Source organism: Lysobacter capsici (assembly GCF_014779555.2).
Lineage (GTDB): Bacteria > Pseudomonadota > Gammaproteobacteria > Xanthomonadales > Xanthomonadaceae > Lysobacter > Lysobacter capsici.
This window is the reverse complement of record NZ_CP094357.1, coordinates 3,180,570-3,191,666: the sequence shown is the minus strand read 5'-3', so window position 1 is coordinate 3,191,666 and position 11,097 is coordinate 3,180,570. Positions and strand designations below refer to the sequence as shown.

Genomic DNA, 11,097 nt, shown 5'->3' with positions numbered 1-11,097 from the left:
GAACGATGAACATGGCTAGATCCGACGATTCCGCGCCGACCGTGTCGGCGCTGATCGCGCAAGCCGACGCGTTGGCCCGCGCCAGCGTATTGCTCAAGCGCGATGGCGAGAAATTCGCCGCATGGTGGGGTGGGCCCGGCGTGGTCACCGCGCCCGACGCGAATCACCGCCACTGGCTCAGCATCGATTGCCGGTTCCTGCCCGAAGGCCTCGGCCCGGACAGCGGCGTGCTGAGCATCTACACCGACGAGGAAGACGGCGAATCGGGATTCGCCGTCCACGATCCGCAGGCGCGCTTGCCGCGGGCCGATGCTCCGCTTGAGGGCGAGCCGTTGTACGCCCACCCATCTCCTTCGTTGCCGCCACCGGATGCGTTCGACGACGGCGACGCCGACGACGCCTACCTCGTCCACTGGCAAGCCCATTGCCCGATGTACGCCGACGACATCGTCGCCGTGCTCGGCGGTTGGCATTTCCCGTGGCCCGACGGCGACTGGGAGCAGAACCGCGAACGCGCGCTGCTGGCGTGGACCCTGGACGAATCCGAACCCTGGGTCGAAGTCTGGGGCGGCGGCGCGGCGTTTCAGGTGATGCAGCGCGTGACGTGAAGCACGTTTGCTGTAATTCCAGTTTTCTCCCGTGTGCAGCTACTTCTTGCTTTAGCCCTCTCCCGCTTGCGGGAGAGGGTTGGGTGAGGGCGCGCCATCCTGCATATCTTGCGGCGTCGCTCAGTTTCGCGCGCCCCTCATCCGCCCTTCGGGCACCTTCTCCCGCAAGCGGGAGAGGGTTGGGTGAGGGCGCGCCATCCTGCATATCTTGCGGCGTCGCTCATTTTCGCGAGCCCTCATCCGCCCTTCGGGCACCTTCTCCCGCAAGGCGGGAGACGGGGGCTTTGCCAAGGGTTCTTTCATGGCCCACGGGTTATGCTGAGCCCATCCTTCCGGAGCCGCCGATGACCGCGACGCCACGCATCGCCTTCCTCGCCAGTCACACCGACGAAGCGCAACGCGCCTTGAGCGCGCTGATCGCTCAACACGACCAGCACGAACCCAACGACGCCGACGTGCTGGTCGCGCTCGGCGGCGACGGCTTCATGCTGCAGACCCTGCATCGCCACGGCGCGCTCGGCAAACCGGTGTACGGCATGAAGCTGGGCACGGTCGGCTTCCTGATGAACCAATACGCCGACGGCGCCGGCGACCTGTTCGAACGCCTCGCCGCGGCCGAACCCGCGGTACTGCGCCCGCTGGAAATGGTCGCCCAGACCGAATCGGGCGCGACCTTCGGCTCGCTGGCCTACAACGAGGTCTCGCTGCTGCGCCAGACCCGCCAGGCCGCGCACGTGCGCATCGACCTCAACGGCCAGACCCGGCTCGACGAACTGATCTGCGACGGCGTGCTGGTCGCGACCGCGGCCGGCAGCACCGCCTACAACTTCTCCGCGCACGGACCGATCCTGCCGCTGGGCTCGGCGGTGATCGCCTTGACCCCGATCGCCGCGTTCCGCCCGCGGCGCTGGCGCGGCGCCTTGCTCAAGGCCGACACCGAAGTGCGCTTTCGCGTGCTCGATCCCTACAAGCGCCCGGTCAGCGCCACCGCCGACTCGCACGAAGTGCGCGACGTGGTCGAAGTGATGATCCGCGAATCGCGCGACCGCACGGTCACCTTGCTGTTCGATCCGGAGCACAACCTGGAAGAGCGGATGCTGATCGAGCAGTTCACCAGCGGTTGAGCCTCGCTTGAGGACGGCGATCGGAGCCGGATCAATATGTACAGCGCCGAATTTCTCAACGACGACGCCACGGGGTGGTCGGCGGTCGCATGCCTGGAAATACCGACGCCCCAACGCCCCGGCTGCCGTTCGGGTACCCGCGTCGGCATTCGCGACCGCGATGGCGCGCCGTTGCTGCGGATCGATGTCTTCCACGAATACGATTCGTTCAACAGCGAGCTGCGTTGTTCCAACGAGGTGGTCGTGATCGGCGTCGCCACCGCGTTCCATGTGATCTGGCCGGAGCGGCGCGAAGTGCGCTCGACCGAGGTCGGCTGGTATATCTGCGAGATGCAGCAACCTTGGGAAATGGGCCTGGATGCGGATGCGTTCGGGCTGTTGATCAGCTCGTCCAATGCGCTATGGCATCTGGACTCCTCGGGGCAGGAGTTATGGCGGGTGGACGATCTGGGGATCGACGGGGTGGTGATATCCGACGTCAGGCAGGGCGTCGTGCATGGCAGCGGCGAATGGGACCCGCCCGGCGGATGGCTACCGTTCGAGGTCGACCTGCGCACCGGACGCGTACTGAAGAACGCGGGCAAGAGCGGTTGATGCGCCGATGAGCGGATACGAAGTCCTGATCGCCGCGGCCGACGCCGAACGGGTCCTGGCCGGGTTGCCGGAACTGGGCTGGCGCCTGACCGACGCCGCCGGGCGGATCAGCGGCATAGACGGCGAGGGCGACGTGCAGGTGTTGGCCTCGGTCGACCAAACGCGGCCGTTTCTCGATGCCGGCGGCCTGTTGATCTGGCATGGCGGGCAGGGCGGACAGACCCTGGGCGTCGCGCTGTACTGGCGTCAGCCGGGCGCGCTGCAGTTGCAGCTCGATGGGCTGGATGCGGCGCAGCGCAAGGCCTTGCTCGCCGGGCTGGAGCGGTTGTAGATCGGGGGGCGGTTCGGCGGCCGAATCGGGCCTCAATGTGCCAATCGTCGACAGGCGTAACGCGGGGCACCCGGACGCGTGATTTAAGAACTTACTTTGAGTTCGTGAGTAAATATAAATCAAATACTTGCGCGACATAACTGAAGTGATTTAGCTGACTGGCTCGCAATCACAAGCCCATCAAACTCACCCCCGCGCCCGCATCCTCCGCGCAATTTCACTGATCCCCGCGATGCACAGGGTCAGCACCACGGTCGACAGCAACTGGGTCCGCGAACCCTCGGTGACCAGGGCCAGCACGAACACCATGCCGAGGATGGCCAGGCCCAGCCAGGTCACGTACGGGAACGCCCACATCTTGAACGGCAGCTCGACTCCGGCGCGGTCGGCGCGGCGGCGCAGGATCAACTGCGCGACCAGCGACAAGGTCCACACCAGCAGGCAGGTCGAGCCGACCACGTTGAGCAGCGCCGGGAGCACCTTGTCCGGGTACAGCAGCTCCAGGCCGGTGGCGACGAAGCCGAACGCCACGCTCGCCAGCACCGCGATCACCGGCACCCGGTTGCCGGTCAGGCGCGCCAGCCCGCGCGGCGCTTCGCCGCGTTCGGCCAGCGAATAGATCATCCGCGAGGCGCCGTACAGATTGGCGTTGAGCGCCGACAGCAGGGCGACCACCGCGACCAGGGTGATGGCCGTGCCCGCGCCGGGAATCCGCGCCGCATCGAGCACCGCCGCGAACGGCGATTTCAGCGCCTGACTGGTCCACGGCACCACCGCGATGATCACCGCCAGCGAGCCGATGTAGAACACCAGGATGCGCCAGGCGACGGTGCGGATCGCCTGGGTGATACTGCGTTCGGGGTCCTGGGTTTCGGCCGCGGCGACCGCGACGATCTCGGTGCCGCCGAAGGCGAACACCACCAGCAGCAAGGCCGCGCCGATGCCGCCCCAGCCCTTGGGCGCGAAGCCGCCGTGCTCGGTGAAATTGCCCAGGCCCGGCGAGGGCACGTCGGGCAGCAGGCCCAGCAGCAGCGCCACGCCGATCGCGATGAAGGCCAGGATCGCGACCACCTTGAGGATCGCGAACCAGAATTCGAACTCGCCGAAATGGCGCACGCCGAGCAGATTGATCGCGGTGAACACGCTCATGAACACCAGCGAGGCGGCCGCCACCGACAACGACGGCCACACCGTCGCCAACAGGCCGGCGGCGCCGACCGATTCGGCCGCGATCACGATCACCAGTTGCGCCCACCACAGCCAGCCCAGGGTGGCGCCGGCGGTCGGGCCCATCGCATCGGCGGCGTAGACCGAGAACGCGCCGCTGGTCGGCCGCAGCGCGGCCATCTCGCCGAGCGCGCGCATCACGATGATGACCAGCACCCCGGCGATCAGATACGACAGCAGCACCGCCGGCCCGGCGGTCTGCACGCCCAGGCCCGAGCCCAGGAACAAGCCCGCGCCGATCGCGCTGCCCAGGCCCATCATCACCAGTTGCCGCGATTTCAGGGCGTGGCCGAGTCTGGAGGCGTCGGCGGAGGCGGGTGCGGGGCTGGGCGACATGGCGGTTCCGGGCCGGATAGCGGTGCGGAACGATAGCAGGAGCCGGAAAGCAGAAACGAGTGGAGAGGAGTGAGGAGTGAGTAAAGGCGGCTCCTACTCGTTCCTCACTCCTCTCCACTCACTCCTGCCACAATAGCCGCATGCCCGACCGTGATGCCGACCCCCTGATCGTCGCGATCTCCTCGCGAACCCTGTTCGACATGGAAGAGAGCCATTCGCTGTTCGAACGCGAGGGCATCGACGCCTATGCCGACTTCCAGCGCGAGCACGAGGACGATGTGCTGCGCCCGGGCATCGCCTTCCCGCTGGTGCGCAAACTGCTCGCGCTCAACGCAGGCGCGCCGGCCGAGGCGCCGCGGGTCGAGGTGATCCTGATCTCGCGCAATTCGGCCGACAGCGGCCTGCGCATCTTCAATTCGATCGCCCATCACGGCCTGTCGATCAAGCGCGCGGCCTTCAGCAACGGCGCGCCGCCGTTTCCCTACATCCGGCCGTTCGGCGCCGACCTGTTCCTGTCGGCCAACGCCGAGGATGTCAGCGCGGCGCTCGCCGCCGGTGTCGCCGCGGCGACTCTGCTGCCGTCGACCCGCAGCTCCAAGCTCGCGCCGCATCTGCGTCCGGACCAGTTGCGCATCGCCTTCGACGGCGACGCGGTGATCTTCGACGACGAAGGCGAGCGGGTTTCGCGCGAGGGCGGTCTGGCCGCGTTCGCCGAACACGAGCGCAGCCATGCCGGCGAACCGCTGTCGGGCGGGCCGTTCCGCGGTTTTCTCGACGCGCTGCATCGCCTGCAGAAAGCGTTCCCGGTCGGCCAGGACGCGCCGATCCGCACCGCCCTGGTCACCGCGCGCTCGGTGCCGGCGCACGAGCGGGTGATCCGCACCCTGCGCGACTGGGGCATCCGCCTGGACGAAGCGTTGTTCCTGGGCGGCCGTTCCAAGGGCCCGTTCCTGGAAGCATTCGGCGCCGACATCTTCTTCGACGATTCCGAGCACAACATCCTGTCGGCGCGCGATCACGTCGCGGCGGGACATGTGCCGCATGGGGTTGCGAATCGCTGAACTGCGCGGTCGTTTTGCTTGAGCGCGATGGGTGGTCGGCGGATGCGATTGACGGCTGGCGACTGGCGACCGACGTCTGAGCGTTGACCGTTGGATTCGAAGCAAACCCATCAGACCGGTTCCCCCCTTTGCAAAAGGGGGGCAGGGGGGATTTGCTTTTGCTCTGAGCCCGAGCAACCGCAACGACAAAAGCAAAAGCGAATCCCGCGCGTCCGCTTCGCGGTCGCCGCCCCCTTTTGCAAAGGGGGCAAAAGCTGCGTGTCGCGGGCCATCGCTTGGCTGCTGCGTTCGCGGTCATCGATATGTCGCGGTCGCGGCTCGCGCCGCTCCTACAGGGGCGCGATCGAAGTTTCGTTTCTCCCTGTAGGAGCGGCGCAAGCCGCGACCACGACACATCGCTCGCCAACGTAATCGACGCAATGCGCGCCGTTCGCCATGCTATCGGTGCACTTGCACTTGCGCTCGTACTGGCGCCGTCGCATTCCGCCGCCGGGCGCAAACACTCGGCAAGGCGTTTCCGGCCACAGCCATCGACGCAAAAAAAACGGCAGGCCGTTTCCGACCCGCCGTTCTTCATCGGTGCAACCGTCGAACGCCCTCACTGCATCGCGTCGATCAACGCGAGCCCGGACGAGGCGCCCGCGATCCGATCAGTTCCAGGACTTCTTGCCGATCATCTCGTCGCGGCAGGTGCCGGCCTTGCACTCGCGGGCGCGGTCGCGCAGGTACTCGGTGCGCTCGCGGTTGACCCGGTAATTGCAGTCGACGTTGATGCTGCCCGACGACTCGCAGGTCGCGTCGCGGTACTTGATCCAGTCCAGCTGGGTCGCCTTGAGCTTCTGGTTCGCGGCTTCCTTGGCCACCGCGCGCAGATCCTTGTAGGCGGTGTTGAGTTCCTTGTCCGACTCCAGGAACAGCTTGGCGAAGCAATAGGTCTTGTCGTAGCTGGTGCGGTACTTGTCGCACTCGCCCTGGGCGTTGGCGGCGAAAGAGGCGAGGCCGAGCAGGCCGAGCGCCGCGGCGCAGAAGATGGTTTTCATGGCGTTCCTGTCCAAAGGGGTACTGAGGTGGCGATCGATACGGGACGGGCCTGTCCCAGCCCGCCGCGGTGAACCGATGCGGGCCCGCGCGAAGTATGCACGCTGTCGCAATACGCAGGCCAGCGCGAACGCGGTCGGGCAACGGTGGGGCGGGGGCGGGCGGCGCGCGGCGGCGAGGTCCAGGTTCGGCCGGAACTCAGGGCAGCAGCTTGTCCAGCGGCAGCCGCACGTCGGTGACCTGCCAGCTCAGCCCGTCGCGGGTCAACACGAACACCACCGGATCGCCGTCGGCGTTGTTGACCGTGGCGGTGAAGCGCGATGGCGACTCGAAACGGTACTGCAGGTCCTTGAGCGGCTCGGCCGGCGCCACCGGTTCGTAGGCGTCGCGGCGGGCGGCGCTGCCGTCGAACCGCTTGAACACCTTGCGCCCTTCGAGCACCGCGCCGATGCCCATCGGCGTGGCGATCGCATCGACCGCGGTGCCGGCCAGGCCGCTGGCCACGCTCAGGCCCAGCGCGCCGAACAGGCTGGACTGCACCTGCGGACCGGCGCGGCGCACGATGTAGTCCTCGACCTGCGCCTTCAGGCTGAGCCGGATCGCGGCGAAGTCGACATGCTTGGACAGTTCGCCGGTGTTGCCTTCCTTGACCGCAGTGCGGATCGCGTGGACGGTGAGGAACGGGCCCGCGGCGACGTAGCCGAGCAGCAGGGCCAGAACGAGGACGAACAGGGCGATCCATTTCTTCATCGAAGGCAGTCCGGGTTGCGGATGGCCAGAGTAGCGCTGCTGGGGTTACCGGGGCTTAAGAGGCGAGCGCGGCACGTCCTTTGTTTACACCGGCGCCATGCTGGAGTCCTTCTCCCGCGTGCGGGAGAAGGTGCCCGAAGGGCGGATGAGGGCAGAGGTGAGGAATCTGCGCAGGGTATGCGGTGTCACGCGGCCCTCACCCCAACCCCTCTCCCGCAACCGGGAGAGGGGCTTTTATCTGCCGCGGGTGATGATGCGGGCCTGGGAACGCTTCCTTCTCCCGCATGCGGGAGAAGGTGCCCGAAGGGCGGATGAGGGCCGATTCAAATCACCGCGCGATCCGCGCCACCCGCTGCCGACGCTCCACCGGCGCCAGCCGGCTCTGATCGTTGAGCTCGACATCGCGCAGCTCATACGGCGCCCCATAACCCTTGGCCAGTTGCGCGCGATCGAAGGCGAGTTCGATCCGGCCCGCGCCGCCATCCAGCCAACGGGCACTATGAGCGATCGCGACCGGACGCAGTGCGCGGCCCGGCCCGGTGGCGTACAAGGTGCCGCGCACCTCGTAACGGCCCGGCGAGGCCGCGCGCAACGGCAGCTCGAAACTCAGCCTGGCCGCGTCGAAACGATAGCCGCCGTCGAGTTTGGCGGTCGGTTGGGCCACCGCGATCGCGGTGCGCGCGTCGCGCTGGATCTCGCCGTCGCCGGCGAACACCTGCACTTCCCACAGGCCCGGCGGTTGTTCGCCGGCATCGCTCGGCAAGGTCACCGCCGCGCGCAACCGGCCATCGCCGCCGTCCTTCAGGCTCAGCGGCCAACTGCGGCCCGACGGCGCGACCAGCAACGCGCCGCCCTGGGCCTTGAGCCGGGTATCGCCGCGCTGCAGATCGACCACCACTTCGCGGCTGGTGCCGGCCAGGCCATGGTCGTGGCTCAACGCCGCGAGCAGACGCACTTCACTGCGTGGTTCGAACACATGCACCACGTAACGGCCGCGCGCCTGCGCGACCTGCACCGCGTAATGCCCGGCGCCGGCTTCGTCGGCCAGTTGCACCGCCGCGGTGCCTTCGCCGACCGCCAAGCCAGCGGATTGCAATTGCGCCGCGTCGGTGCGCTTGGCCGCGCTCACCGCGCGTCCGGCGCGGCTGATCCGCACCGCGTCGGCCGAGACCTTGGCCGCGCCGGTGACCGGGCTGACCCGGATCAACGCGCCCGGCGCGCTGGTGGCGATGTCCAGCCCGCGTTGCAGCGCGGCTCCGTCGGTTTCCTGCCAGTACTCGCGGCTTTCGATCACCGCCGGTTTCGCGTCGCTGGTCAGCGCGGCATTCGGATCGAGCGCCCAGGAAAACTGCACCGGCGCGCGTTCGGCCGCGCTCTTGGGCGCGGCCAGCACCGCCAGGCGCTGCGGCACTTGATCGGATTTCGTCGCCGGCAGCATCGGCGTATCGGCTGCGTGTGCGTTCGACAGCGCGGCGAGCAAAGCGAGAGTCAAAAGGGTTCGCATGGTCGTCGGCCTCATGGGGTCATGTCGCTGCGCAGGATGGTGTTGAGGTTGAAGCAGGCGCGCCGGCTCTGGTTGTGGCTGAGCGGTTCGGCCCCGGCGGTGCGCTGCTTGTCCTGGAACCACACGGTGCCCGCGGCCGACTGGCTGGAGCAGTTGAGGAAACCGTCGGAACAGCTGTTCAACCAGTTCTGCGTTGTTTCCAGGCCGACGTTCTCGGGATAGCCGCCGCAATAGCTGTCGCTGTCGAACGGCGAGGAATCCACGTCGGTGCCGACCACGCTGCGGAAGGTCTTGGGCAGCGCGGGACGGCCGGCGGTGCCGTACAGATTGTTGGCGTTGTAGGTCGCCATCCAGCTGACCTGCTGCATCTTCACCGCGTCGGACTTGTAACCCAGCAGCCAGCCCACCGCCTGTTCGAAGCCGTTGCCGTTCATCGCCGCATCGGCCAACGGCGTGCCGGCCGAGGACGGCGCGATCGCGTTGACCCGCACGATCTTGCTGATGATGTTCGGATAGCGGCTGTCGTAGGTCGGGTTCGACATGATCCAGCGCATCACGTTGCCGCCGTTGGAATGGGTGATCACGATCAGCTGGGTGATGCCCTTGGCGCTGATGAAACTGGTCAACTGTTGCGCGAGGCAACCGGCGGCGCGGCTGTCCCACATGTACTGCTCGAAATCGCAGTTGATGACGACGTAGTTGGACGGATTGGCCAGGCCGCCGCGCACGCTGTCGACCATCGCCGGTTGCCAGTAGTCCTGATACGCATTGCTTTGATTGCCGGTGCCGTGAACGAAGGCGACGCCGGTGGCGGCGGCGTTCGCGGCCAAGGGCGCCGCGATCAACGACGCGGCCGCCAGCATCGCCGCGGCCAAGGGCCGCCGCGCGATCGAAAACTTATCCATGAATCCTCCCCGATTGCCGAGAACGTCCTGCCGCCGGCGTCGTGCCCGCATGCCCCCGGTCGTTGGCCGCGGCGTCCCTGCGCGGCGGTCGACCGAGCATACGTAGCCGAATGTTGCTGTCATGCGGCAATGCGCCATGCAATGAAGGCAAAGCGTGACCGCGGGTCGATCGCGAAACGACGACGCGCACAGTTGCGGTAAACGCCAGCGCAAGTGGGCGCTCGCAACCATCGCAACACGCCAGGTCAGCGCGATGTCCGACAAGGCGAGTGCGGCGTGTTTCGTCCGGCCGCATCGACGGCGCAGGCGCGGGCCTGGAAGCCGCATCAAGCAATGCGCAAACCGGTTGGACGATGATGCGGACTCAGCGCTCGCCGTAGCGCGGTGGCGATCTCAGGCGGGAACCGACCGCGCGAATCGCTGCGTGGCCACATGCACGCACAACGCGATCAACGCACAACCCGCGCCGGCCACGAACGCCGCGGCGCCACCGCCGTGCTGCCAGGCGAACGCCGCCATGCCGGCGCCGAGCACGCCGCCGATACCGCCGCTGAAGCCGTACAGCATGCCCTGCGCCGAGGCCATGTCGCGCCGCGCCGGGAACAGCTCGGCCATGCGCCGCATGCAGCCGGCGTGGAACGCGGCGAAGCTCAGCGCGTGCCCGGTCTGCGCCAACGCCATCCAGGCGAAGGAATCGGCGAAGAACGCCACCAGGGTCCAGCGCAACGCGGTCGCGATCAGGCACGCCGCCATCAGCTTGTGCGCGCCGAAGCGTTGCACCAGTCGCGGCGCCTGCCAGAACATGAGGATCTCGCAGATCACCCCGATCGCCCACAGCAGCCCGACCGCGAAACCGTCGTGGCCGTGCGCCTGCAGTTGCAGGGTGTAGAACACGTAGAACGGGCCGAAGCCCAGTTGCATCAGCAGCGCGGTGCACAGCAGGCGGCGCGTGCCCGGGCGTCGCCACAGACGTTCGCGCGCCACGCCCGGGTCGATCGCCGGCGAGGGCGGATCGGCGCGGTGCAGCCACGCGGCCGCGGCGGTCAGCGCCAGCCACGGCAAGGTGAGCCAGATGAAAGCATCGTTGCCCAGCCGGTCGAGCAGCCAGCCGTAGCTCGCCGCGACCAGCAGGAAACCGACCGATCCCCACATGCGGATCTTGCCGTAGTCGTGATTGCGCGTGCCCAGCGCGTTCAAGGTCATCGCCTCGAACTGCGGCATCACCGCATTGAAGAACAGCGCGAACACGCCCATGACCACGAACAGCATCAGGCCGTGGTCGAAGCGGGTGAAGCCGGCGAACACCGCCAGTGCCAGCGCGCAGCCGGCGACCAGCCAATGCCCCGGCGCGGGACTGCGCGCGACCTGCCGCGCCCAGGTCGGCGGCGCCAGGATGCGGCCGCCGTACCACAGCGCCAGCATCGCTCCGACCGCATAACCGCCGTGGCCGTTGGCGCTGACCCAGCGGCCGATGTACGGCGTGTAGGCGCCCAGCGCGCCGTAGTAGCCCAGGTAGAACAGCGCGTAACGGCGGAATTCGGCGGGGGACAAGCGCGGGCTCGCGACGGTGTGGGGCGGAGTGGTCACGATACCGGAAGCGTGGGGGTGGGTCGGGTGCG

11 protein-coding genes are annotated in these 11,097 nt (G+C 67.8%); 5 read left to right on the top strand and 6 right to left on the bottom strand.

Going from position 1 to position 11,097, the window contains the following annotated elements; genetic code table 11:
- The first annotated feature begins 11 nt into the window (after positions 1-11).
- The 4 genes from IEQ11_RS12895 (at position 12) to IEQ11_RS12880 (ending at position 2,657) form a co-directional block, all read left to right on the top strand.
- On the top strand, positions 12-608 hold the full coding sequence (locus tag IEQ11_RS12895) for a hypothetical protein (protein ID WP_191820686.1): 597 nt from the start codon (positions 12-14) through the stop codon (positions 606-608).
- A gap of 344 nt (positions 609-952) precedes the next feature.
- Positions 953-1,732, top strand: a complete 780-nt coding sequence (locus IEQ11_RS12890) for an NAD kinase (protein ID WP_036104120.1) — start codon at positions 953-955, stop codon at positions 1,730-1,732.
- A 36-nt stretch (positions 1,733-1,768) separates the two neighbouring features.
- Positions 1,769-2,326, top strand: a complete 558-nt coding sequence (locus tag IEQ11_RS12885; RefSeq protein ID WP_191820685.1) for a hypothetical protein — start codon at positions 1,769-1,771, stop codon at positions 2,324-2,326.
- Positions 2,327-2,333: 7 nt separating this feature from the next.
- Positions 2,334-2,657: a hypothetical protein gene (locus IEQ11_RS12880; protein WP_191820684.1), complete on the top strand. Its 324-nt coding sequence runs from the start codon at positions 2,334-2,336 to the stop codon at positions 2,655-2,657.
- A gap of 186 nt (positions 2,658-2,843) precedes the next feature.
- Here IEQ11_RS12880 and IEQ11_RS12875 read toward each other — a convergent pair whose 3' ends face one another.
- Positions 2,844-4,220: an amino acid permease gene (locus IEQ11_RS12875; RefSeq protein WP_191820683.1), complete on the bottom strand. Its 1,377-nt coding sequence runs from the start codon at positions 4,218-4,220 to the stop codon at positions 2,844-2,846.
- A 140-nt stretch (positions 4,221-4,360) separates the two neighbouring features.
- On the opposite strand from IEQ11_RS12875, the gene IEQ11_RS12870 reads away from it, so the two are divergent.
- The gene (locus tag IEQ11_RS12870) at positions 4,361-5,281 is read left to right on the top strand and encodes a 5'-nucleotidase (protein WP_036104111.1); all 921 of its coding nucleotides are present in this window, start codon (positions 4,361-4,363) and stop codon (positions 5,279-5,281) included.
- 650 nt (positions 5,282-5,931) lie between these two features.
- On the opposite strand, the gene IEQ11_RS12865 is transcribed toward IEQ11_RS12870, so the two are convergent.
- From IEQ11_RS12865 to IEQ11_RS12845, 5 genes are all read right to left on the bottom strand, one after another.
- Positions 5,932-6,321 carry a lysozyme inhibitor LprI family protein gene (locus IEQ11_RS12865; RefSeq protein WP_036104107.1) on the bottom strand — a complete coding sequence of 130 codons (390 nt, stop codon included), beginning with the start codon at positions 6,319-6,321 and terminating at the stop codon, positions 5,932-5,934.
- Positions 6,322-6,517: 196 nt separating this feature from the next.
- Positions 6,518-7,069 carry a DUF2939 domain-containing protein gene (locus IEQ11_RS12860; RefSeq protein ID WP_036104104.1) on the bottom strand — a complete coding sequence of 184 codons (552 nt, stop codon included), beginning with the start codon at positions 7,067-7,069 and terminating at the stop codon, positions 6,518-6,520.
- 328 nt (positions 7,070-7,397) lie between these two features.
- Positions 7,398-8,573, bottom strand: a complete 1,176-nt coding sequence (locus tag IEQ11_RS12855) for a DUF4785 domain-containing protein (RefSeq protein WP_191820682.1) — start codon at positions 8,571-8,573, stop codon at positions 7,398-7,400.
- A gap of 11 nt (positions 8,574-8,584) precedes the next feature.
- Complete coding sequence (locus IEQ11_RS12850; protein WP_191820720.1) at positions 8,585-9,436, bottom strand: hypothetical protein; 852 nt, start codon at positions 9,434-9,436, stop codon at positions 8,585-8,587.
- 435 nt (positions 9,437-9,871) lie between these two features.
- On the bottom strand, positions 9,872-11,065 hold the full coding sequence (locus IEQ11_RS12845) for an MFS transporter (RefSeq protein WP_191820681.1): 1,194 nt from the start codon (positions 11,063-11,065) through the stop codon (positions 9,872-9,874).
- Positions 11,066-11,097 lie beyond the last annotated feature (32 nt).

Coding starts and splice junctions, on each gene's coding strand:
- IEQ11_RS12895 (WP_191820686.1), top strand. CDS start 12: ATGGCTAGATCCGACGATTCCGCGCCGACCGTGTCGGCGCTGATCGCG.
- IEQ11_RS12890 (WP_036104120.1), top strand. CDS start 953: ATGACCGCGACGCCACGCATCGCCTTCCTCGCCAGTCACACCGACGAA.
- IEQ11_RS12885 (WP_191820685.1), top strand. CDS start 1,769: ATGTACAGCGCCGAATTTCTCAACGACGACGCCACGGGGTGGTCGGCG.
- IEQ11_RS12880 (WP_191820684.1), top strand. CDS start 2,334: ATGAGCGGATACGAAGTCCTGATCGCCGCGGCCGACGCCGAACGGGTC.
- IEQ11_RS12875 (WP_191820683.1), bottom strand. CDS start 4,220: ATGTCGCCCAGCCCCGCACCCGCCTCCGCCGACGCCTCCAGACTCGGC.
- IEQ11_RS12870 (WP_036104111.1), top strand. CDS start 4,361: ATGCCCGACCGTGATGCCGACCCCCTGATCGTCGCGATCTCCTCGCGA.
- IEQ11_RS12865 (WP_036104107.1), bottom strand. CDS start 6,321: ATGAAAACCATCTTCTGCGCCGCGGCGCTCGGCCTGCTCGGCCTCGCC.
- IEQ11_RS12860 (WP_036104104.1), bottom strand. CDS start 7,069: ATGAAGAAATGGATCGCCCTGTTCGTCCTCGTTCTGGCCCTGCTGCTC.
- IEQ11_RS12855 (WP_191820682.1), bottom strand. CDS start 8,573: ATGCGAACCCTTTTGACTCTCGCTTTGCTCGCCGCGCTGTCGAACGCA.
- IEQ11_RS12850 (WP_191820720.1), bottom strand. CDS start 9,436: ATGCTGGCGGCCGCGTCGTTGATCGCGGCGCCCTTGGCCGCGAACGCC.